At 57.4% G+C, this 21386-nt stretch carries 22 protein-coding genes; 8 read left to right on the top strand and 14 right to left on the bottom strand.

Going from position 1 to position 21386, the window contains the following annotated elements:
• Positions 1–74 precede the first annotated feature (74 nt).
• Complete coding sequence (locus RUA4292_RS11295) at positions 75–530, top strand: Lrp/AsnC family transcriptional regulator (RefSeq protein ID WP_058273865.1); 456 nt, start codon at positions 75–77, stop codon at positions 528–530.
• Positions 531–549: 19 nt separating this feature from the next.
• The gene (locus RUA4292_RS11290) at positions 550–2430 is read left to right on the top strand and encodes a monovalent cation:proton antiporter-2 (CPA2) family protein (protein WP_058277670.1); all 1881 of its coding nucleotides are present in this window, start codon (positions 550–552) and stop codon (positions 2428–2430) included.
• A gap of 28 nt (positions 2431–2458) precedes the next feature.
• Here RUA4292_RS11290 and cobT read toward each other — a convergent pair whose 3' ends face one another.
• Positions 2459–3472, bottom strand: coding sequence for a nicotinate-nucleotide--dimethylbenzimidazole phosphoribosyltransferase (cobT, locus tag RUA4292_RS11285; protein ID WP_058277669.1), 1014 nt, complete (start codon positions 3470–3472; stop codon positions 2459–2461).
• A 79-nt stretch (positions 3473–3551) separates the two neighbouring features.
• Here cobT and cobS point away from each other — a divergent pair, with 79 nt between their 5' ends.
• The gene (gene cobS / locus RUA4292_RS11280) at positions 3552–4316 is read left to right on the top strand and encodes an adenosylcobinamide-GDP ribazoletransferase (RefSeq protein ID WP_058277668.1); all 765 of its coding nucleotides are present in this window, start codon (positions 3552–3554) and stop codon (positions 4314–4316) included.
• On the opposite strand, the gene RUA4292_RS11275 is transcribed toward cobS, so the two are convergent.
• The 6 genes from RUA4292_RS11275 to RUA4292_RS11250 all read right to left on the bottom strand — a co-directional run bounded on the left by RUA4292_RS11275 (position 4313) and on the right by RUA4292_RS11250 (position 10201).
• Positions 4313–5080, bottom strand: coding sequence for a potassium channel family protein (locus tag RUA4292_RS11275; protein WP_058277667.1), 768 nt, complete (start codon positions 5078–5080; stop codon positions 4313–4315). The genes cobS and RUA4292_RS11275 overlap by 4 nt on opposite strands.
• A gap of 116 nt (positions 5081–5196) precedes the next feature.
• Positions 5197–5715, bottom strand: a complete 519-nt coding sequence (locus RUA4292_RS11270) for a CarD family transcriptional regulator (protein ID WP_058277666.1) — start codon at positions 5713–5715, stop codon at positions 5197–5199.
• A gap of 285 nt (positions 5716–6000) precedes the next feature.
• Positions 6001–6339 (bottom strand): ferredoxin FdxA, encoded by a 339-nt coding sequence (gene fdxA / locus RUA4292_RS11265; RefSeq protein WP_058273871.1) that lies wholly within the window; start codon positions 6337–6339, stop codon positions 6001–6003.
• A 66-nt stretch (positions 6340–6405) separates the two neighbouring features.
• Positions 6406–6771, bottom strand: a complete 366-nt coding sequence (locus RUA4292_RS11260) for an RNA-binding S4 domain-containing protein (protein WP_058277665.1) — start codon at positions 6769–6771, stop codon at positions 6406–6408.
• Positions 6772–6777: 6 nt separating this feature from the next.
• Positions 6778–9609 (bottom strand): helicase-related protein, encoded by a 2832-nt coding sequence (locus tag RUA4292_RS11255; RefSeq protein WP_082637082.1) that lies wholly within the window; start codon positions 9607–9609, stop codon positions 6778–6780.
• Between the two features lie 22 nt (positions 9610–9631).
• Positions 9632–10201 (bottom strand): tetratricopeptide repeat protein, encoded by a 570-nt coding sequence (locus RUA4292_RS11250; protein WP_233493423.1) that lies wholly within the window; start codon positions 10199–10201, stop codon positions 9632–9634.
• Between the two features lie 69 nt (positions 10202–10270).
• On the opposite strand from RUA4292_RS11250, the gene RUA4292_RS11245 reads away from it, so the two are divergent.
• The 3 genes from RUA4292_RS11245 to RUA4292_RS11235 all read left to right on the top strand — a co-directional run bounded on the left by RUA4292_RS11245 (position 10271) and on the right by RUA4292_RS11235 (position 13433).
• The gene (locus RUA4292_RS11245; protein ID WP_058277662.1) at positions 10271–10561 is read left to right on the top strand and encodes an SCP2 sterol-binding domain-containing protein; all 291 of its coding nucleotides are present in this window, start codon (positions 10271–10273) and stop codon (positions 10559–10561) included.
• The gene (locus RUA4292_RS11240; RefSeq protein WP_058277661.1) at positions 10561–11544 is read left to right on the top strand and encodes an alpha/beta fold hydrolase; all 984 of its coding nucleotides are present in this window, start codon (positions 10561–10563) and stop codon (positions 11542–11544) included. Before RUA4292_RS11245 ends, RUA4292_RS11240 begins: the two co-directional genes overlap by 1 nt.
• Positions 11545–11612: 68 nt before the next feature.
• Entirely contained in the window at positions 11613–13433 is a 1821-nt protein-coding gene (locus tag RUA4292_RS11235) for a M3 family oligoendopeptidase (protein WP_058277660.1), read from the top strand.
• Here RUA4292_RS11235 and RUA4292_RS11230 read toward each other — a convergent pair whose 3' ends face one another.
• From RUA4292_RS11230 to RUA4292_RS11220, 3 genes are read right to left on the bottom strand one after another with little or no spacing between them, the layout of a single operon-like run.
• A complete protein-coding gene (locus RUA4292_RS11230; RefSeq protein WP_058277659.1) occupies positions 13434–14321 on the bottom strand; it encodes a DMT family transporter in 888 nt (295 codons plus the stop codon). It abuts the gene before it with no gap.
• Between the two features lie 13 nt (positions 14322–14334).
• Entirely contained in the window at positions 14335–14604 is a 270-nt protein-coding gene (locus tag RUA4292_RS11225; protein ID WP_058277658.1) for a DksA/TraR family C4-type zinc finger protein, read from the bottom strand.
• A gap of 58 nt (positions 14605–14662) precedes the next feature.
• Complete coding sequence (locus RUA4292_RS11220) at positions 14663–15637, bottom strand: Gfo/Idh/MocA family protein (protein WP_058277657.1); 975 nt, start codon at positions 15635–15637, stop codon at positions 14663–14665.
• Between the two features lie 263 nt (positions 15638–15900).
• Here RUA4292_RS11220 and RUA4292_RS11215 point away from each other — a divergent pair, with 263 nt between their 5' ends.
• Positions 15901–16932 carry a fasciclin domain-containing protein gene (locus RUA4292_RS11215; protein ID WP_058277656.1) on the top strand — a complete coding sequence of 344 codons (1032 nt, stop codon included), beginning with the start codon at positions 15901–15903 and terminating at the stop codon, positions 16930–16932.
• A gap of 41 nt (positions 16933–16973) precedes the next feature.
• On the opposite strand, the gene rpoH is transcribed toward RUA4292_RS11215, so the two are convergent.
• Together rpoH and RUA4292_RS11205 are read right to left on the bottom strand one after the other, a co-directional pair.
• Positions 16974–17870: an RNA polymerase sigma factor RpoH gene (rpoH, locus tag RUA4292_RS11210; RefSeq protein WP_058273882.1), complete on the bottom strand. Its 897-nt coding sequence runs from the start codon at positions 17868–17870 to the stop codon at positions 16974–16976.
• A gap of 146 nt (positions 17871–18016) precedes the next feature.
• Positions 18017–19051 (bottom strand): RluA family pseudouridine synthase, encoded by a 1035-nt coding sequence (locus RUA4292_RS11205; RefSeq protein WP_058277655.1) that lies wholly within the window; start codon positions 19049–19051, stop codon positions 18017–18019.
• On the opposite strand from RUA4292_RS11205, the gene RUA4292_RS11200 reads away from it, so the two are divergent.
• Positions 19050–19355, top strand: coding sequence for a DUF6476 family protein (locus tag RUA4292_RS11200; RefSeq protein ID WP_058277654.1), 306 nt, complete (start codon positions 19050–19052; stop codon positions 19353–19355). The genes RUA4292_RS11205 and RUA4292_RS11200 overlap by 2 nt on opposite strands.
• Positions 19356–19358: 3 nt before the next feature.
• Here RUA4292_RS11200 and RUA4292_RS11195 read toward each other — a convergent pair whose 3' ends face one another.
• Together RUA4292_RS11195 and RUA4292_RS11190 are read right to left on the bottom strand one after the other, a co-directional pair.
• Positions 19359–20342, bottom strand: a complete 984-nt coding sequence (locus RUA4292_RS11195) for a hypothetical protein (protein ID WP_058277653.1) — start codon at positions 20340–20342, stop codon at positions 19359–19361.
• A 31-nt stretch (positions 20343–20373) separates the two neighbouring features.
• Entirely contained in the window at positions 20374–21372 is a 999-nt protein-coding gene (locus RUA4292_RS11190; protein WP_058277652.1) for a glycosyltransferase family 2 protein, read from the bottom strand.
• Positions 21373–21386 lie beyond the last annotated feature (14 nt).

Raw genomic sequence — 21386 nt, 5'->3', positions numbered from 1 at the left:
ATAGTTTTCGTGTAAACTATGAACATATGCGTAAATCACGCGTGAACACGGGTAAATTTGGAGAAACTCCGCATATGCTGGATTCCACCGATACGCGGCTGTTGTCTGCCCTGCAAAAGGACGCACATCTAACCGCGCATCAATTGGGTGAAATGCTGAACCTGTCACCAAGCCAGGCCGGGCGCCGCCGTCAGCGGCTTGAGGCCGAAGGCTATATCACCGGATATGCGGCACGGCTGGATCCCCTAAAACTTGGCCTGCAGGTCCAAGGGTTCATTCAGGTGCATTTGGGCACACATGGCCCGGAACAATCCGCGAGTTTTGCCCGCATGGTCGACACCCGCCCCGAAATCACCAGCGCCTGGACGATGACCGGAGAGGCAGATTACCTGCTGCACGTCTATTGCGACGATCTTTCCGCGCTCAACCGCTTGCTTCACCAGGTGATACTGCCGCATCCTGCAGTGGCACGGGTGCACAGCCAGATCGTGATGGACCAACTTAAACGCGACGCGCCATTGCCCACCTGACCGGACCGAGAGGACAAACATGGACGATTTCCTTTACCAGGCTTCAATCTATCTGGCTGCCGCCGTGATAGCAGTGCCCTTGTCGGCACGTCTGGGGTTGGGTTCAGTTCTTGGTTATCTGGCCGCTGGCATTGTCATTGGCCCAGTCTTCGGGCTTGTGGGGGCCGAGACCGAAAGCCTGCAGCACGTGGCTGAATTCGGTGTCGTCATGATGCTGTTTCTGATCGGGCTCGAGCTTGAGCCGCGCGCCTTGTGGGACATGCGCGACAGGCTTCTGGGACTAGGCGGTCTGCAGGTGTTGCTGTCCACCGCAGTCATCGCTGCAGTTGCCATATATGCAAATCATCCTTGGTCGGTCGCATTAGCCGTCGGGTTAACCTTATCTCTGTCATCCACAGCGATTGTGCTGCAAACGTTGTCGGAAAAGGGGTTGATGCAGACAAATGGAGGTCGGGCGACGTTCTCAGTGCTGCTGACGCAGGACATCGCGGTCATTCCCATTTTGGCGATGCTGCCGCTTTTGGCGTTGCCTGCAATGCCTCATATCGAAAGCGACGGCTCAATCGACCGTGGCGCGGATGCGCTGCATGAGGCCGGACATCATAGCTTGTCACTTGTCGAGGGCCTGCCCGGCTGGGCCGTTACGCTGGTCACCATCGGCGCAGTTGCCTTCGTTATTCTGGCTGGCATCTACCTGACGCGTCCACTGTTCAGGTTCATCCACGCCACTAGGCTGCGCGAAATGTATACGGCGCTAGCGCTGATGATCGTCGTGGGCATTTCCTTCCTGATGACGCTTGTCGGACTCTCCCCTGCTCTGGGCGCGTTTCTGGCGGGTGTTGTTCTGGCAAGCTCAGAATTCCGCCACGAAATGGAAAGCGACCTTGAACCGTTCAAGGGACTTTTCCTAGGGCTGTTCTTTATCACGGTCGGCGCCGGGATTGACGTTGGCTATTTCTTCAACGACCCACTGGACCTGATCGGTCTGGCACTACTGGTCATACTGGCTAAAGGGATCATCCTGTATCTGGTCGGTCGCGCGTTCCGGCTGCGCGGTAGGGATCACTGGTTGTTCACATTGGGTTTGGCGCAGGCAGGCGAATTCGGTTTTGTGCTGTTGGCTTTCTCAACGCAGCAAAACGTCATCCCACCGGATTTGTCGCAAAAACTGCTGATGATTATTGCCCTTACAATGCTGATCACTCCGCTGCTGTTCATCATCTTCGATCTGCTGTCGCGCCGTATGGGTGATGGAGTCCCCGAGGCCGAGCCCGATGAGATCGACGAAAAAGGCCCGGTCATCATCGCCGGAATTGGGCGTTTTGGTCAGATCGTGAACCGGTTGGTCCGCGCGAGCGGGTTCAAGACCGTCGTACTGGACCATGATATCGAGACAATCCAGTTGATGCGACGGTTCGGCGTCAAGGGGTTTTTGGGTGACCCCACGCGGCCAGAACTGCTGCGTGCCGCCGGGCTTGAAAAAGCTTCTGTTCTGGTCGCCGCGATGGATGACCCCAAGCAAGTCACACGTTTGGTCGGCTTTGCCCGGCGTCAACGCCCGGATTTGCACATTGTGGCCCGCGCACGTGATCGTACCCATGTCTACCAATTGTATCAGGCCGGAGCGAATGACATTGTCCGCGAGATGTTCGACGGATCACTACGGGCAGGTCGCTATGTCCTGGAAAACGTAGGTCTGAGCGAATACGAGGCGGCTCAGGCCGAGCAGACGTTCTACCACCACGACCGCGCCTCTGTGCGTGATCTGGCAGAGCTGTGGATTCCCGGAATGCCAACCGCTGATAACAAAAAGTACATCGAGCGGGCGAGGCAGCTTGAAAAAGACCTGGAAACCGAGCTGCTGGAACTGGCCGAGAAACACGCAAAGAAATCAGCCTGACCCGGCCCTGCCGTATCAGGCGGTTTGATCAGCCGTCCGAAACACCCGCTTCGGCAAATGTCGCCATGCCGGAATGGCACGCGACCGCGCTTTTAAGTATGTTGATCGCCAGCGCCCCGCCCGAGCCTTCGCCCAAACGCAATCCAAGGCTCAACAATGGCTCTTTGCCCAGCTTGGCCAACACCGCGGCGTGCGCGCCTTCGGCACTTTGGTGTCCTGCAACCGTGTGATCCAATGCGCCCTCGGACATGTTTGCCAGACAGGCCGCAGCCGCCGAGCAGATAAAGCCGTCAAGAATAACCGGGATACGCAAGGCACGCGCAGCGGCGATGGCCCCGGCCATGGCCGCGATTTCACGCCCGCCCAGACGGCGAAGGATTTCCAACCCGTCACCCGACCCGCCATGCAAGGTGATGCCTTCGGCCACGACGCGCGTTTTGTTGGCCAAACCGGCATCGTCTACCCCAGTGCCACGCCCAGTCCAGTCCGCGGCGTCGCCACCGAACAAAGCGCATGCGATGGCAGCCGCCGGGGTCGTGTTGCCGATACCCATCTCTCCAACCACAAGCAAATCGGCATTGTGGTCCACGGCGGTCCAGCCCACGCGCAGGGCCTCAAGCAATTCTTCTTCGGACATCGCGGGACCAGCGGTGAAATCCGCGGTCGGTCGATCCAGATCCAGCGCGTGCACATTCATCGTCGCGCCCGCCGCTTTGGCCAGCTGATTGATCGCTGCGCCGCCATGTTCAAAGTTCATGACCATCTGAACGGTCACCTCGGGCGGAAAGGCCGACACGCCTTGCGCTGTGACGCCATGATTGCCCGCAAATACGATGACCTGAGGGGCAGAGATCTGCGGCCGGGCATCCCCACGCCAGCTCGCATACCAAATTGCCAAATCCTCAAGCCGGCCCAATGCGCCGGGAGGTTTAGTCAGTTGTCCGTTACGCTCAGCAGCACCTTGCAGCGCATTGCCATCCGGTCCCGGAGCGTTACTCAGGGCCTCGCGAAGGGTATTCAGGTCTTTTAATTCCGGCAGCATCCAAAGCCTCGTTGCATCAGAGTGGTCCTGTGTGTTTAACCGAAGCGTCCGATCCAACAAGACCCCGAAAGGCGCGGGAGTGAACAAAAACGACACCAAACTGTTTTCCGCGTGGGATTTTCCGCTGTCGCTGGTCCTGTTGACGCGTCTGCCGATGCCGCGCCTGCCGGAATACCTGTTTGCGCGGCAGGCCAATGCGGCCTGGGCTTTTCCCTTGGTGGGACTGGTCGTCGGGGCGTTGGCCTGTGCCGCCGGTTGGACGGCCGGTGCATTCGGCCTACCTGCATTTGCCAGCGCGGTAATACTTGTGGCGGTGCTGGTGATCGCCACTGGCGCGATGCATGAAGACGGGTTTGCGGACACGGTTGACGGATTTTGGGGCGGGTTCACCACCGAACGCCGCCTGGAAATCATGAAGGACAGCCATATCGGCGCTTACGGCGTTCTAACTCTGATCTTTACCCAACTGCTGCGCGTCGCGCTGATCGCGGCGCTTCTGTCGGACAACGCATTTGCAGGTATTCTGGCGGCCTGCATCGTCTCACGCGCAGTCATGCCCATCCTCATGGCAGCTTTACCCAACGCCAGAAAAAGCGGGTTGAGCCATTCGGTCGGCGGCCCAAAGGCCGAGACTGCGGCGACAGGCTTTGGCCTTGCGGTCATCTTATCGCTGCTGCTGATTGGACCAAGCACACTGATGGCAACGGTATTTTCCGCGCTGATCGTTGGAATCCTGGCACTCGTCACCAAGACCAAAATCAAAGGGCAAACGGGCGATGTTCTGGGCGCCTCGCAGCAACTGGCAGAGCTTGCGTTCCTTTTGGCATTGGTTGCAACGCTCTAAGTCGTCCCGCCTGTTTCGATCCTCAGGGTTTCGCCGCAGTGCTTGCAGTGAACTGCGTCTGGATCGTGACGATACAGGCCACAGTTTGAGCATTTGTGACGCACTTTCTGCGGCATGAAAATCGCCTGCGCCAACCGGACGAACAACGCCACGCCGACGATCATGATGAAGACCGAAAACAGTTTTCCCCCAGGGGTCGCCAGCGTGATGTCTCCGAACCCGGTGGTCGTCAGGGTTGCCATGGTGAAGTAAAGCGCATCGATATAGGCGTGCGGGCTGTTTTCCGGGATGAAGAACACCAGAACCGCGGTGGACGTGGCGAACACGAACACCAACAGGTTAATCGCCGCGATCACTGCGTCCTCATGCGTCCGGAAAAAATCGCTGTCCCGCCGCAGATCCCTTAGCAGGTGATAGGAATGGATCAGGCGTAGCGCTCGTAAGATACGCAGGAACGCCAGATTCCACGGTAGAAAAAGGTCAAGAAACAGCGAGACGATCACAACAATGTCGGCCATCGTGTAGACTTGGCGCAGTAGCTTCCAACGATCCTTCGAAATCCACATCCGCGCCGAAAAATCCAGCACAATGAAGAACCCAATGATCAGGCTGGCAACGGTGAATCCCGTGCCATGTTCGCCATTTGCCGTAGCGACAAAGAAAACGATGGTGATCGCGTCAAACAGGATCAAGCCATAGCGAAACCAGACGGAAATGGGGTCGTGGCCGATATATAGATATTTGACTGTCTGTTTTAGGTTCACTGTCTACGCGCCTCTTCTTGCTGGAAAATTAGCCGTAAACGGCGCTATCACCAAGCCATCAACACGAAAAAGCCGCCCCCTTTCGGGAGCGGCCAGAAAATTGACTGGAGAAGCGATCAGGCAGCCGCGGCCGCGCGCGAGGTCAGAACCTCATCAATCTGCTTGGCCGCCGATACTTCGCCTGCGCCGGACACAGCCGCGACTTCGCGGGTCAGGCGTTCCAGCGCGGCTTCGTACAGCTGACGTTCAGAATAGCTCTGCTCGCGCTGGTCATCAGTGCGGTGCAGATCGCGCACAACCTCGGCGATCGAGATCAGATCACCGGAATTGATCTTTTGTTCATATTCCTGCGCCCGGCGCGACCACATCGCACGTTTCACCTTGGCCTTACCCTTCAGGGTTCTCATCGCCTGGCTGATAACGTCAGGTGAGCTGAGGGACCGCAAGCCGGATTCGGTAACCTTGTTGGTCGGCACCCGCAGGGTCATCTTGTCTTTTTCAAAAGAAATGACGAACAGCTCGAGCGAGTATCCCGCGACTTCCTGCTCTTCGATCGAGATGATCTGGCCCACACCATGGGCGGGGTAGACAACATAATCGTTCGGGCGGAACTCAAGCTTTTTCGACTTAGACATACAGGTTCATCCTTGGTTACAAGAGAGAGGCAGAGACAACAAAAGACCCCAAACCGCGCCACTATCTGGCCCAGTCAGGCGGTAAGTTTGTCAAAAAATCAGAACTCCAAAGCGTACATACTTACGGAGTCATCCCCATCTCATTCATCATTCAGCTTCTGAGTATATCACAAAATTGCGACACCCGAAAGTCCGCCCCCCACAATGGTGAAGAAACCCCAGACTTTTCAAAGCGATACAGCAGAAGGCCGCTATTCAAACCACCCGGTTCAGTTACCGAATCGCTTAACCGCCTTCGCCGGGTGCTTCGGAGAAATACTTCTCCATTTTGCCCTCTTCGCCGTCACGCTCTTCCGCTTCAGGCAAGGGGTCTTTCTTGGTCACGATAACCGGCCATTGTTCCGAGAATTTTCGGTTGAACTCGACCCACTGTTCCATTCCAGGCTCAGTGTCGGGACGAATGGCGTCCGCAGGGCATTCAGGTTCACACACACCACAGTCGATGCATTCGTCGGGGTGAATGACTAATGTGTTCTCACCTTCGTAAAAACAATCCACCGGACACACTTCGACGCAGTCGGTGTATTTGCAGCCAATGCAGTTTTCGGTGACGACATAGGTCATTGTGGGATTCCCATTCTCGGTTTGGGCGTCTAGCTAATTCAGTCTGGCCTTCTCTTCAAGGTAGGATCAACCATCCCGGGGGCGAGAAAGATCAAGCGCGCGCCTATCTTTCTTTGTTGGACGACCCTTTCCCTCAAATCCCGGATTCTTAGGAGGCACGTCCTTCTTTTCCGTCATATCGAAGTATAACGTTTGTGCCTCGGTCGCCGGGCCACGCCTTTCCCCCAGTGCTTCGACGCGTACTACGCGCACGATACGGCCTTGGGGGAAGGTCAGAACGTCACCGGGCCCGATGGCCTGTGCCGGCTTCAAAACCCGGTTTCCGTTCAATCGGACATGGCCACCGCTGACCTGTTTAACGGCCAGGCTGCGGGTCTTGAAGAACCGCGCCTGCCACAACCACTTGTCGATCCGCAGCTTGGCCTCGGCCATCGCAGATCAGTTGCCGTCCTTCAAACCCATAAGCGCTGCTGCAAACGGGTTATCGGGATCGATCTCCTTTTCCTTTTTGGGCGGACGCGACGAGAAGGTCTTGCCACCTTGCGGTTTGCCACCCTTCTTACCTTGCGGCTTGCCGCGACCATCCTGCGGTTTACCGCGCGGCTTGCCTTTGCCCGGCCCCTGCCCTTGCCGCTGTTCACGACGCGGAGCGCGATTGGCCGGACGCTGGCGACCCCAGGTGAAAGTGTAGAACACCTCAACTTCGGTCTCGTCTGAGGCGGGTTCGCTTGCTGGAGCCTCGGCTACCGCCTCGGTGCTTTCGGTAGTCTCGGCTGGCGCCTCGGCGGTGGCGACGACCTCTTCGGCTTCTGCCTCGGGCGCCGGGGTTTCTTCGGCGGCAGGCTGTTCCGTAACGTCAGTCGCGGGCTTTTCGGCTTCGACCGGTGCGGCTTTCACCTTTTCACGCTCACCGCGCTCGGCCTTATAACCCAACCCTTGCATCAGATCCGCGAACTGCTCAAGCGTCATGCCGGTGATCGACAGCATATCGGGCTTGGCCTCGAAACCACCCCGGCTGTCTTCGGCACGCAGCATGTCTGCCAGACGTTCCAGCATGTCGATGCGGATCGAACGCTCGCCGGCATTGCGGTAGCCGCACATGGTATCGTAGCCCTCGGGCGCACCTTTGGCGACCGGAACAGTGACCAGACCCGGAGGCGGCGCGTCAGGGAATTCCTGCAATCCACCGGCCAGCGCCCAAAGAACCAGACGCAGACGCGTAGGCGCGGGTTTCAGCAGAAGCGGCATGAAGATTGTGAACTGACCAAACCGAATGCCGTGCTTGCGCAGGGCTCCACGGGCGTCCTGATCCAGATCTTTGACCTCTTGCGCAACACCTGCGCGGGGCAGAACACCCAGCCCTTCAACCATGCGGAAGGCGAACCCTTTGGCCAGACCTGACAACTCTTCGTCGCGCGACAGGTTTAGCAGCGGCTCGAACAGGGCGGCAACCTTTCGGTCGATGAAATGTTGCAGACGGCGCTGCACTTTCTGTTCGACATCCGGGCCTGCGGCCTCATCCACAAAAACCTCGACCATCGGCTTGAGAGGTTCTGCCCCGGCAACCAACTTGCCCACAGCATACTCGCCCCACATCAGGCCACCCTGATCGGTAAAATCAATTTCGGTATCGGGCGCGTTATAGAAGCGGTCTGCACGCAGATGGAATTGCGGTGCGAGTGCTTGCAGAGAGGCCGATTTGAGAGCTTTCGCCTCGGTTCCCTGTGCGCTTTTGTCCGGGGTAAACCGGAACCCTTCCAGACGACCGACGAATTCTCCTTCGACGGTCACTTCACCCTTGTCATTTACTTCGGCCAAAAGGGCCTCCTTCTGTTTGAGCCGGCGCAACAACACTGACGTGCGCCGGTCCACAAATCTCTGAGTCAAACGATCATGCAGAGCGTCCGACAGCCTGTCTTCTACAATGCGCGTTTCCGCGCGCCAATGTGATTCGTCACGCACCCATCCGTTTCGTTGCGCAACATATGTCCAGGTGCGAATATATGCCAACCTTTTGGACAGTGCATCAATATCCCCATCTGTTTTGTCGATGCGGCGGATTTGCCGCGCCATGAACTCGTCAGGGATAGCGCCGCGTTCATGCAGATGACCATAGATCACCTCAAGCAGGCTGGCGTGTTCTGCGTGGCTGATACCGCGAAAATCGGGGATTCGACACACATCCCATAACAACCGGACGGACGGCCCATCGCTTGCGCGGGCGATAACCTCGGCGTCCTGAGACAGCGATTTCAGTGCGTTCAGGTCGTCCGCGGGTCGCGCCTTGATCAGATGTTCGCTGTCGGGGCTGACTTCCAACGAGTCGATGAGGGCCTCAACCGAGCCAAACCGCAAAGCAGCATTCCGCCAATTCAGCTTTTTCATCGGCGTGAACCGGCTGTCCATGATCGCCTGCGCGACCCCGTCGTCCAGCGGAGGGGCCTCACCCGTCACGCCAAATGTACCATCAGACATCCCGCGCCCTGCCCGGCCTGCGATCTGGGCCAGTTCATTGGGGGCCAGGTGGCGCATCCTACGACCGTCGAATTTGGTCAGCGACGAAAACGCCACGTGGTTCACATCAAGATTCAAACCCATCCCAATGGCGTCAGTTGCAACGAGGTAGTCCACTTCACCGTTCTGATACAGCTCGACCTGCGCATTCCGGGTGCGCGGGCTGAGCGCGCCCATAACGACGGCCGCCCCGCCCTTTTGGCGGCGCAGCAGCTCGGCAATGGCGTAGACGTTATCGATCGAAAACCCAACAATGGCACTACGTGCGGGCATGCGGCTTATCTTTTTCGAGCCGGAATAAACCAGCTGAGACATTCGTTCACGGCGAATGAACTGCACTTCGGGCACCAGCGCCGCAATCGGACCGCGCAAAGTGTCAGAGCCCAGAAACAACGTCTCACTCGTTCCGCGCGAACGCAGCAGACGGTCGGTGAAAACATGTCCACGCTCGGGATCTGCACACAGCTGGATTTCGTCGATGGCTACGAAATCTGCGCCCATGCCTTCGGGCATCGCCTCAACAGTGCAGACCCAGTATTTAGCACGCGGCGGAACGATCCGCTCTTCACCCGTTACAAGGGCAACGACCAACGGTCCGCGGATCGCGACGATCTTGTCATAGACCTCGCGCGCCAGCAGACGCAGCGGCAGGCCGATCACACCTGTCCGGTGCCCCAGCATCCGCTCAATCGCGTAATGGGTTTTGCCTGTGTTGGTCGGGCCCAGTACGGCCACGATTCGGGATGACCCGCTCACCTTTGCCCCCTGCCCCAGCTTGTTAGAGGGCCGAGCCCTCGACCCGGGGCTTCAGTCGATTCACGGCATTGGTTACTTCTTCGTGATGGGGATGTATAGCTAAAGCACGCTCGTAAGCGTCCAGCGCTTTGTCGGGTCGATCGACGATCTCAAAAATCAGCCCCAATCCGTAGATGGCCTCGTAGTTGTTGGGGTTTAGCGTCAGGGCGTATTCCAAATCAGCCGCAGCCATACCGAAACGTTCGATCCCGAAAAAGGCCGATGCCCGCACGTGCCAGGCTTCGGCGAATTGCGGCGCGTGATCAGTCAGCGCAGTCAGATGCTGGATCGCGGCCAGCGAGTCGCCGTCCTCCAGCGCTTCGCGCCCGCGCTCAAGCAACAGATCCGCCGAGGCCGAGCCAGACTGTGCCCACAGCGCCTTGAGCTGACGATCTATGTTCATCGCCTGTTCGGGGGTTGCCTGCGACAGTTGCACCAATAGTTGTTCCTCATCCTTGGAATCCGCCGTTTGGGCGAAAGAAGGAATGGAAAACGTGACTAGAAGCGCTGTTGCCGCGACGATACCTTTGAGATTGGTGCTTGCAATGCTCATAACAACGGTCAGTGTAGCGCTGCGCCCGCGGATGTCCATTCCCGGCGCACAAACATAGTGAGGAGAATCATGAGCGACACTCTGGAAAAAGCGGCAGCCGCATTGAACGAAAAACTGTCGGGCGGCGATTTTACCGCGTCGGCAAAATTTGCCATCGCAGATCTGGGCTCAATCGTTCTGGACGCAAGCGGTGCGCGCGTCAGTGACGAAGAAACAGACGTCACCATGAACGCCGATGCGGACACGTTCGAACAAATACTCAGCGGTGAATTGAACCCCACCGGCGCGTTCATGTCAGGCAAGCTGACCGTGGACGGTGACATGGGCGTTGCTATGCAACTGGCATCGACACTGGCCTGATGGACCTGTCGCCGGCCCCTTTCTTTGCAGACATGGCCGGCGTCCCCGCCGGTGGTCAGGCTCATTGGCTGAACACAGCGGACAACACACGCATTCGGGTGGGCCACTGGCTGCCCGAAGGCGATACCTGCGGCACGGTAATGATGTTTCCCGGCCGCACCGAATATATCGAAAAGTACGGTAATTGCGCGGCCGAGTTTACGGATCGCGGCTTTGCGTTTCTGGCTGTCGACTGGCGCGGTCAGGGCCTGGCCGACCGGTTACTGGATGACCCGCGCGTCGGGCATGTCGAGCAGTTCACGGACTATCAACAGGACGTTCAGGCCACGCTGGACCTGGCAACCGAACTGAACCTGCCGAAGCCTTGGTTCGTGATCGGACATTCCATGGGCGGGGCTATTGGTATGCGCGCGGCTTTGGAAAAGAACTGCTTTGCTGCCTGTGCCTTTACCGGACCGATGTGGGGCATTTTCTTTACCCCGATCATGAAACCGCTCAGCCGTCTGACCGCCTATTGGGGACCACGGATAGGATTGGGGGAAAGAACCCCACCGACGACATCCTTGGAAAGCTATGTGGCCTCCCAACCGTTCGAGGGGAATGTACTGACCCGCGATCCGGCGATGTTCCAGATGATGAAAGATCAATTGGCTGCACAGCCCGAACTGGCGCTTGGCGCGCCTTCGACCATCTGGCTGCGCGAAGCATTGGATGAATGCGCCTGGTTGATGGACCAGACTGCTCCGGATACGCCGTGTCTGACCTTTCTGGGCAGCCATGAACAGATTGTCGATCGCAAGTCTATCCGCACCCGCATGGCGAACTGGCCCAGTGGCACTTTGGTCGAAATCCCAGATGGCGAACACGAAGTTCTGATGGAGGCACCCGACGTACGCGGGCCGGTCTTTGACCAGCTGGCCGCTCATTTCAAAGCCGCGCAAACTGACGCGGTGCCGGAACCGGTTCTGTCTTCCGAAGTCTGATCACGCACCGCTTGTGATCCCCGCTTTGCGCGCCTAGATGTTGGCGAAAGCTATTATCGAGGTGATCCATGCGCGACCTTCCCTTTCCCGTCCGAGACGCAAATGCTGCCGGAGGTGCCGGCAATCTGGGCAACCTGCCGGAATGGGATCTGACCGATCTCTACACCTCAGAAGATGCGCCGGAACTGTCCCGCGATCTGGGCTGGCTGGAAAAGGAATGCGCTTCGTTTGCCGAAGATTACGAAGGCAAGTTGGCTGATCTGAATGCTGCGGGTCTGCTGACCTGCGTCGTGCGCAATGAGAAGATCAATTCAATTGCCGGGCGCATCATGTCGTTTGCTGGTCTGCGGTACTATCAGCTGACCACAGATGCCGAACGCGCCAAGTTCCTGTCAGACATGCAGGAAAAGATCACGATCTTCACCACCCCCTTGGTGTTTTTCACGCTCGAAATCAACCGCATCGACGATGATGTCCTTAAGGCGCATTTCGATGTGAATGCCGACCTGGCGCGGTACGAGCCGGTGTTCCGCCGCATCCGCGCGATGAAACCCTACCAACTGTCTGACGAGCTTGAGAAATTCCTGCACGACCTCGGCGTTGTTGGCGACGCGTGGGAGCGTCTTTTTGACGAAACCATTGCCGGGTTGACCTTCACTGTTGATGGCGAAGAACTGAACATTGAAGGCACCCTGAACTTTCTGACCGAGCAGGACCGCGCCAAACGCGAAGCAGCCGCGCGCGAGTTGGCCGCTGTGTTTCAGGACAACGTCAAAACCTTCGCTCGTGTCCACAACACACAGGCCAAGGAAAAGGAAATTGTCGACCGCTGGCGCAACATGCCAACCGCGCAAACCGGTCGCCACCTGTCCAATGACGTGGAACCCGAAGTGGTTGAAGCTCTGCGCGAGGCGGTCGTGGCCGCCTACCCCAAGCTCAGCCATCGCTACTACGAGCTGAAACGCAAATGGCTGGGCCTGAACGTAATGCAGGTTTGGGACCGCAACGCGCCCCTGCCGATGGAAGACACGCGCGTCGTTGACTGGGATGAAGCCGAAAAGACAGTGATGGACGCCTATACTGCCTTCGATCCCCGCATGGGTGAAATCGCGGCTCCGTTTTTCTCAAAGGGTTGGATCGACGCTGCGGTTAAACCCGGGAAGGCTCCGGGCGCGTTTGCCCATCCGACCGTCACCGAGGTTCATCCATACGTGATGCTCAACTATCTGGGCAAACCGCGCGACGTGATGACACTGGCGCATGAGTTGGGGCACGGCGTCCATCAGGTACTGGCGGCCGATCAGGGCGAGATGCTGTCTTCTACCCCACTGACGCTGGCTGAAACGGCGTCGGTCTTTGGTGAAATGCTGACTTTCCGCAAGATGCTGGACAAGGCCGAAACCCCCGAACAGCGCAAGGTGCTGCTGGCCGGCAAGGTCGAAGACATGATCAACACGGTCGTCCGCCAAATCGCCTTTTACGACTTTGAATGCAAGCTGCATGCGGCCCGCCGCGAGGGTGAGCTGACCCCGGATGACATCAACGCTTTGTGGATGAGCGTACAGGCCGAAAGCCTTGGGCCCGCATTTGAATTCATGGATGGGTACGAGACCTTCTGGGCTTATATCCCGCACTTCGTCCATTCACCGTTCTACGTCTACGCCTATGCGTTCGGTGACGGTTTGGTGAACGCGCTATACTCGGTCTACGAAAGCGGTGCGGACGGGTTCGAAGACAAGTATTTCGAAATGTTGCGCGCTGGTGGGTCCAAACACCACAAGGAACTGCTGGCACCGTTCGGATTGGATGCAAGCGATCCCAAATTCTGGGACAAGGGTCTGTCGATGATTTCCGGCTTTATCGACGAGCTGGAAGCGATGGAAAACTAGTCACTTCTGGCTTTTGGTCGTCAGGAAAATGGCGACCACAATCAACACAGCCCCCAGGGCCGCGACCGGCGTTATTGCGGCCCCCAGAAACAGGGCTGAGTTGATGAACGTAAACACCACAGATGCGGCGAACATCAAGGTCGCAGTCAACGTCGAAACCCGCGCGGCGGCTTCGTACCACAGGTAGTAGGCCAAAGCGGTTGGCAATACGCCCAGCAGGATCAGGAACACGACATCGTTGGCTGTAGGTATCTGCAGTGAAAATGCGGCCAGAGGGACCAATAGCACACCCGAGCACAAGAATATCCCAAATAGGAAGTTTAGACGTTCTCCGGTCGTTTCAGAATTTCGCATCGCCCGGCTGCTCGAGACTAGGAAAACCGCCCAGCTTAGCCCTGCGCCGATTTCAAGCAAGTCCCCGAACAGGGGCTCTCCACCGCCTTGGAAATCCTGATAAACCGTTAGGAAGACGCCGAAAATCGCCAACCCCGTGGCAAGTATGTCTGTGCGCGTAACGGGAGTGTCGGCAAAGAAATACAAAAAGATCAGCACAAAGAATGGCGCCGTGTTCTCAAGAACCATGGCATTGGCTGCACCGGTATGTTCAAGCCCGATGTGGAACAGGATGTAGTTGACCACAGTGGACAGAACGGCCAGCCGAAAGTTCCAGTCATTCAACCGGATTGAAACAGCGACGCGCATCACGCGCAGCATGCAATAGATGGCGATGGCTGCGATGAACAGGCGCGTTACCGCGATTTGCAGCCCTCCCAGATCGCTGGTCAGGTAGCGGACTATGACGCTGTGCGTGCCCCACAGGAAAGCCGCAAGAAACCCAAGAACCAGCCCGTTTTGCAAGAGTGGCTGCTTCTCTTGGGTGTCGGGCATCCTTGTGCCCCGCTTACTTCAACTGACTGTCTTTAGAACCGCGCCGATTGATGCCGGAACGGCCCTTGAAGGCCCCGTCCCGATCCTGTTGGCAATCCAGGCAGAGTTTAACACCGGGAATGGCGATCCGTCGCTTTTCTGGAATCGGTTCTTCACATTCGGCGCAATGGGTCAGGCTTTCCCCGACAGGCCGCTTTTGCGCCTGCATCCGGGCCAGTTCGTCCGTAATGGACGCCTCAATCTGTTCACTCACCGCGCCGTCACGCGCCCAGCCGCCTGCCATGGTCTCCCTCCTGATCAGGTGACAACCAGAATAGTCCAGCCAAGCGCGGCGTGGCAAGTCAGAGGGCGACCGCGCCCTCAAACACTTGGTCAATCATTGCTTGCGTTCCGCGCGAGAATTCCAGCGGGCATGGGTAGTTAGCCCCGTCGCGGACTGATTGGCAAAACGCCTCAACCTGAAGCTTGTAGTGATCGTCGCCCGGGAACCGCGTGACCTGAACCTCAAGACCCGGACGATGCAGTTCCACCCGTGCCTCACCAAAAACACGCGCATTGAAAGGCGCGGTCAGGCGGATCACGCCACCTTCGCCATGGAACACCACTTCCTGATGCGGGTGCATCCGGATCGAGACGTAGCTGGAATAGGTGAATTCGGGGAATTGCGCGCGTATCTCGGTGAAGGCATCAATGCCATCTTCCCAGCGGATCGCGGATTGCACCGAAACTGGTTCTTGCCCAGTGGCGAACCGGGCGCTTCCAATCACGTAGACGCCGATATCGCGCAGCCCACCACCGCCGGTTTCGGCCCGGTTTCGGATGTTGCCGGTGTCCGCGCGGTTGTCAAAACTGAACGCGCCGGTCACATGCACAAGCTTTCCGATCGCCCCATCCGCGATCAGTTGCCGTACGAATTGCCACTGCGGGTGGTGCACGATCATGTATGCCTCAGCCGCCAGCAAACCGGTCTGATCCCTCTTTTCGATCAGCGCATCAAACTCGGGCGCGGACATGGCCATGGGTTTTTCACACAGAACATGCTTACCGGCGTCCAACGCCTTGAGGCTCCATTCGACATGCAGGTGGTTGGGCAGCGGGATATAGACCGCGTCGATCTTGGGATCGGCCAAAAGGGCGTCATAGCTGCCATAAACCGTCAGATCAGGGCAGTACTGCTGGAACGGCTCAGCCTTGGCTGCGTCCGACGTGGCAAGACCTGCCAACCGGGCCCCGTCCGCCGCGTGAATTGCCGGCGCCATGAACTGTCGTGCGAACTTCGCGGCGCCAAGAACGCCCCATTGAACAGGTTGCTGCATACCGCCGCCTCATCCTTTGTTAGCTTGCGCCGTTTCTATCAGGGAATCGCTTTAAAGTCAGGGGTTTCGTGGTGTTTTCCGCCCATTAACGCACGCAAACCTGAGAATTTCTTGATCCGTTTCATTGCCTGCCCAGTAGCAACTATGTCACCGGGTAGTCGGCATTGTCCGCTAAAAGCACCCGGGATTGATGTTGCGACCAACTGGGTGGGAGATTGCCAGACATACCAACACCGACAAAGACAATTACAGGAAGTGTGTTGATGAGCGGAGCCATCGGCTCATTCGATGACAACAACGGAGATTTTGACATCCTGCGCGAGGCCGTTGTTGCCGCCGGCCTTGCTGGAGCACTGGATGACCCCGAGGCCAGCCTTACGGTATTCGCCCCGACCGACGCCGCCTTTATCGGACTTGCCCAGGCATTGGGCTATGCGGGTTCGGACGAAGCAGGCGCGTTGGGGCACATCGTCAAGGCGCTGACCCTGTTGGGCGGAGGGGATGCCATCCCCCTGCTGACAGAGGTTCTGAAATACCACGTTGTGAACGGGGAATTCAATCTGGCTGCCGTTGCCGGCCTGGGCGACGGCGCGCAGATCGAAACGTTGCAGGGTTCATCGGTTGAGTTGAACCTTCAAAGCGACCTACCGAGTCTGGGCGATGCGGATGCCGGCATCGCCGATCCGGGTATCATCCAAACCGATACTGATGCCACAAACGGGATCATTCACGCCCTAAACGGCGTCCTTCCGCCCGTATCGGTTACGGACATTCTGGGGCAGAAAAACACCGATTTCATTCTCGACGACGACTCGGACGAGTTCTACTTTACTGGGCGTGGTCAGGACTTTGTTCATGGTGGCGGCGGAAACGATGTCATCAATACCGGCAGAGGAAACGACGTCGCGTTGGGCGGCGCTGGAAACGATGTGATCTTCGGCGGTCGTGGGAAAGACATTCAGCGCGGTGATGAAGGCGAAGATACGATATTCGGCGGCAGAGGGGCCGATGTGATCGACGGTGGAGCCGATGATGACATCATGTTCGGCGGACGTGGCAAAGACATGTTTGTCATTGAAAACGGGGATGGCGATGATTGGATCGTCGACTTCCGGGTCGGAAAGGACAAGATTGACTTGTCCGGCTACGAAGGCATCGCCGGGTTTGAAGATATCGAGGATGATATCTCCGGTGGCTTCTTCCGGACCACCATCGAACTAGGGGACGGGGACAGTATTGTCCTTACGGGCATTGGAGCCGGGCATCTGACCGAAGACAGCTTTATTTTCGCCTAAAGAAAATCAGCCCGCCGTTGTGGCGGGCTGAACCAATTGGGTCAGACAGTACCCAGCATGCCCTTTTCACGGGCCAGTTCGCGCATCTTTTTCTGCAGCTTTTCGAAGGCACGGACCTCGATCTGTCGAATGCGCTCGCGGCTGACATTGTACTGGGTGCTGAGCTCTTCCAGCGTGACGGGCTGATCCATCAGACGGCGCTGAGTTAGGATGTCCTTTTCCCGGTCATTCAGGACATCCAGCGCAGCCGCCAGAAGCTCGCGGCGGGCATCAAGCTCGTCGCGGGCTTCGTAATCGCCCGCCTGGTCGGCATCTTCGTCCTCAAGCCAGTCCTGCCATTGCATGGTGCCTTCACCTTCGGACCCGACGGTCGCGTTCAGCGAGGCATCACCACCAGACATCCGGCGGTTCATGCTGATGACTTCAGCTTCGGTCACGCCTAGATCAGTAGCAATCCGCTTGACGTTTTCCGGACGCAGGTCGCCTTCTTCCAGCGCACCAATACGAGCCTTGGCCTTGCGAAGGTTAAAGAACAGCTTTTTCTGTGCCGATGTCGTGCCCAGCTTGACCATCGACCACGACCGCAGAACGTATTCCTGGATCGAGGCACGAATCCACCACATTGCATAGGTCGCCAGACGGAAACCTTTTTCCGGATCAAACTTTTTGACCGCCTGCATCAGGCCCACATTGGCCTCGGAAATCACCTCGGCCTGTGGCAGGCCATAGCCGCGATAGCCCATAGCGATCTTGGCCGCCAATCGCAGGTGCGACGTGACCATCTTATGTGCAGCTTCAGTGTCTTGCTCTTCGACCCAACGCTTGGCGAGCATGTACTCTTCTTCCGGCTCAAGCAGCGGAAATTTGCGAATTTCCTGCATATAGCGGTTCAGGCCGCCCTCGGGCGTCGGCGCGGGGAGATTTGCGTAATTTGCCATGATTCATGTCCCTCCGACAAATGTTTACTTCGTTAACATGGGATATGGGAATAAGTCCCGATCCATTCAAGAGGTACCGTTAACAGTTTGAAATTAACGATTGATAAAGGAAAGCTAAGAACGCGTTACTCACGTATGTTTGCGTATTATGTCAGCGGCGCGCGCAGTTGTTCAATCAGAAATTCCATATCCTTTGGCAAATCGGCCTCAAACCGAAGGGTTTCGCCTGTCACAGGGTGCTCAAAGCCTAAAACTGCGGCATGCAGCGCCTGTCGCGGAAAACTGCACACAGCCTCAGCAGCGGCCGGGTTGAAGGCTTTCGCCGCAAGCTTGCGCTTGCCCCCATACACCGGATCGCCAACCAGCCCATGCCCGGCATGGGCCATATGGACACGGATCTGGTGGGTTCTGCCGGTTTCCAGCCAACATTCAATCAGCGCGATGCCTGCCGGGTTGCCAAATGTCTCGACCAACCGCGCACGAGTTACCGCATGCCGACCACCGTGGAACAGAACCGCTTGTTTCTGCCGGTCGTTTTTGTGCCGCGCCAATTGCGTGGTCAGGCGCATGATATTGCCCGGTTCAAAGCTGACACCCTTGATGCCGCGCAAACGTGGGTCATTCGCATCCGGTACGCCGTAGCAAATCGCGCGGTAATAGCGTTCGACGCTATGCGCCTCGAACTGCGCCGCCAGACCGTGATGGGCCGCGTCAGACTTGGCGACCACCAGCAAGCCGCTGGTTTCTTTGTCGATGCGGTGCACGATGCCAGGGCGTTTGACGCCCCCCACACCTGACAGGTCCTCGCCACAATGATGCAGCAACGCATTGACCAGCGTTCCGTTGGGCGAGCCCGGCGCAGGGTGAACGACCATGCCTGCCGGTTTATTGATGACGATCAGGTCCGCGTCCTCATAGACGACGTTCAGCGGGATATCTTCGGGACCTATGTGGCTTTCTTCGGCTTCGGCGACGGAGATCAACACCAAGGCACCTTTGGCCACCCTGGCCTTTGGGTCCCGCACTTCGACACCGTCGATGGTCACCTCGCCGTTTTCGATAATACGGGTCAGGCGAGTGCGCGACAGGTTTTCATCCGCTGGTACATCCCGTGAAAGCGCCTTATCAAGGCGTGGCGGCGGATCGGCCGCGATCTGAAATTCAATCTGGCGGGTGCCCATGACTGTCCCTTCCGAACCGCAAGAACCGCAGGAAACACCGCAGCTTCGCTTGCTGCGGCGCATGGTCATGCTGCTGACCGCGGTGATGATTGGCGGGGTTCTAGTGACATTCGCACTGATTGTCATCCGACTATCGGACAGAACCCCTACCCTGCCCGATCAAATCGAACTGCCGGACGGGGCCAAAGCTCAGGCCGTGACCATCGGCAGCAACTGGTACGCGGTCGTGACCGATGACAACCGCATCCTAATTTTTGACAAGACGACCGGAAAACAGCGTCAGGAAATCGCCGTTCAGGAATAACGATCAGACGTCCAAAGCCAACCGAAACACAATCTCAGAGGCTTTACGCAAAGCCTCATACTCTTCGGGCGTATCCCGGCGAAACATCTTGTCCTCATCGCTTAGTTTTGTCGGGGTGAACAGTTCGGGCCGGTCGGGAAAGAACTCTTGCTGAAAGGCGGTATCCTGCTTGGCCACGAATTCGTCTAGCCAAGCGCGCTCATCGGGTTCCAGCACATCATTCCGGCGCACCATGACAGGATCATCGACAGATATCCGGCGTAACTGGCGGCTCTTCTTACGCCCCAGCGCACGGGAGATGACACCAAAAGCTTCGCTCGCCGCGCGGGATTGCGACGGGTTGGACAAAGCTCCTACTGAAACCTCCTCCGCCAATGGCGTACCGATCCGAGACAGGAAGTCATCGACGACATTCCCCCGCACCATGCCAGAGCGGTCATACAAAAGCGGAGCCACGGTGACGCCAGGAAAGGCGGTGCGGATTTCGGCGAGTTTGGCAGAAAAACTCAACCGTTCCGGTTGGTTGCGGATAAGATCAAGTTGCTGGCGGATGTATTCAGTGCCGCCGTTGGACAGCCGCCCGGCCTTGGCCCGCTGTTTGTAATCCGCCTCGAAGAAATCCGAATACCGGCGGCAGTAGTAGGTGATCGTCAAAGCGCGCGAGGGGATATCAGCAAAAACCTCGGTCAGCCGGTTCAGATTGCAGGAATAGAACATCTCGGAAGAGACAACACAGGTCTGATCCGCATGCGCGTCGTATTCAGTGGTCATGGCAGACCGAAACGGATCCAACGGATCAGCGCTCTGGTTGATGTGAAAGGCGACGATGTTGTGACTTATCGCCAGACGTGTGCCACCATCCAGCCGGCGTCGGCCGGTTTCCATATAATGCAGGCCGATCTCGTTCATGACCGAATGTTTCCGGCGCAGAAATCCCTGCAAGGCAGTCGTGCCGGTTTTGGGCATCCCCATGTGCAGCCAAAGCATTACCTAGCTCCTGTCCCCAAACTGTACTGCGTCATGCCCGCTGGCTGGCCGTGAGACCTGCGGTCATCTGCTGCATGAGTTCCTGCATCTCGGGCAGGTCACGCAATTGCGCGATCTGTTTGCGGTGCAGATCGCAAGACGCATGATGAAGTCGCGCAACCTCGGGATCAGAGAGCATTTCGTAATATAAACCACGTTTGCGATCCAGGGTGGCGTCGATCGAGCCATCCTCTTCTGCGTTCTGGTTCATCATGTTCCAGTACTCCATGCCCAGGCTATCGCCAAGGTGATGCGCGCGACCCCGCATCTTTTTTACCAGATAGCTTTCGCAGGATTTTAGAGCATAGTGATTTACCTGAACCAGATCGTACCCAACGGAATCCCCCATCGACCGCCAGCTTTTGGTAAAATAGCGATCTGGCATCAACTGCCCTGACCCGTTGTACCAATGGCATTCTTCCATGGTCTCAACCGTAGCCCGATGTGGCCGGTGCACACCCAACCTGTCCCACAGCCCGCGCTTGAACATTGTTTTGAATCCCCAAGCTTGGGCCGGACGCTTTGTGTTTTCAGCCGCCGCGCGCCGATACTGATCCGAGAGGAACCGGTCTTCATAACCAACTTTTCCGGCATTCCCGAACAAACGCCAGGTCATTGAAATTGTTTTTGCGTCTGGAATGGCATCCGTCAAAGCACGCAGAGTATTATCACCAGTCTTAACATTTATCATTTCATCCGCGTCGATGACGATGACCCAATCATTTGGCTGGGCGAAGTCCATACTTAGAAATTTTCTATAAGCACGCTTTTGCGGGCTGCTTTGTTTACCTGAATTATTGTCTACGTGTTTCAGAATGCCGAGATCATCCAATCGCTGTAGCAATGCATCCGTGCCATCAGTACAGTCATTGGTCATAACGACAATCTTATCGACACCAATCGCGCGATTATGGGCAACCCATTCCAGTACAAATGGCCCCTCATTTTTCATTGGAGTCACGCTGACATAGCGCGGATCTTGTTCAGCCATAGCCTGTTGCCTCG

This window comes from Ruegeria atlantica, from assembly GCF_001458195.1.
GTDB lineage: Bacteria > Pseudomonadota > Alphaproteobacteria > Rhodobacterales > Rhodobacteraceae > Ruegeria > Ruegeria atlantica.
This window is presented reverse-complemented; position numbering and strand designations above follow the sequence as displayed.

Coding starts and splice junctions, on each gene's coding strand:
- RUA4292_RS11295 (WP_058273865.1), top strand. CDS start 75: ATGCTGGATTCCACCGATACGCGGCTGTTGTCTGCCCTGCAAAAGGAC.
- RUA4292_RS11290 (WP_058277670.1), top strand. CDS start 550: ATGGACGATTTCCTTTACCAGGCTTCAATCTATCTGGCTGCCGCCGTG.
- cobT (WP_058277669.1), bottom strand. CDS start 3,472: ATGCTGCCGGAATTAAAAGACCTGAATACCCTTCGCGAGGCCCTGAGT.
- RUA4292_RS11270 (WP_058277666.1), bottom strand. CDS start 5,715: ATGTCTAAGTCGAAAAAGCTTGAGTTCCGCCCGAACGATTATGTTGTC.
- fdxA (WP_058273871.1), bottom strand. CDS start 6,339: ATGACCTATGTCGTCACCGAAAACTGCATTGGCTGCAAATACACCGAC.
- RUA4292_RS11260 (WP_058277665.1), bottom strand. CDS start 6,771: ATGGCCGAGGCCAAGCTGCGGATCGACAAGTGGTTGTGGCAGGCGCGG.
- RUA4292_RS11250 (WP_233493423.1), bottom strand. CDS start 10,201: ATGAGCATTGCAAGCACCAATCTCAAAGGTATCGTCGCGGCAACAGCG.
- RUA4292_RS11245 (WP_058277662.1), top strand. CDS start 10,271: ATGAGCGACACTCTGGAAAAAGCGGCAGCCGCATTGAACGAAAAACTG.
- RUA4292_RS11240 (WP_058277661.1), top strand. CDS start 10,561: ATGGACCTGTCGCCGGCCCCTTTCTTTGCAGACATGGCCGGCGTCCCC.
- RUA4292_RS11235 (WP_058277660.1), top strand. CDS start 11,613: ATGCGCGACCTTCCCTTTCCCGTCCGAGACGCAAATGCTGCCGGAGGT.
- RUA4292_RS11230 (WP_058277659.1), bottom strand. CDS start 14,321: ATGCCCGACACCCAAGAGAAGCAGCCACTCTTGCAAAACGGGCTGGTT.
- RUA4292_RS11225 (WP_058277658.1), bottom strand. CDS start 14,604: ATGGCAGGCGGCTGGGCGCGTGACGGCGCGGTGAGTGAACAGATTGAG.
- RUA4292_RS11220 (WP_058277657.1), bottom strand. CDS start 15,637: ATGCAGCAACCTGTTCAATGGGGCGTTCTTGGCGCCGCGAAGTTCGCA.
- RUA4292_RS11215 (WP_058277656.1), top strand. CDS start 15,901: ATGAGCGGAGCCATCGGCTCATTCGATGACAACAACGGAGATTTTGAC.
- rpoH (WP_058273882.1), bottom strand. CDS start 17,870: ATGGCAAATTACGCAAATCTCCCCGCGCCGACGCCCGAGGGCGGCCTG.
- RUA4292_RS11200 (WP_058277654.1), top strand. CDS start 19,050: ATGACTGTCCCTTCCGAACCGCAAGAACCGCAGGAAACACCGCAGCTT.
- RUA4292_RS11205 (WP_058277655.1), bottom strand. CDS start 19,051: ATGGGCACCCGCCAGATTGAATTTCAGATCGCGGCCGATCCGCCGCCA.
- RUA4292_RS11195 (WP_058277653.1), bottom strand. CDS start 20,342: ATGCTTTGGCTGCACATGGGGATGCCCAAAACCGGCACGACTGCCTTG.
- RUA4292_RS11190 (WP_058277652.1), bottom strand. CDS start 21,372: ATGGCTGAACAAGATCCGCGCTATGTCAGCGTGACTCCAATGAAAAAT.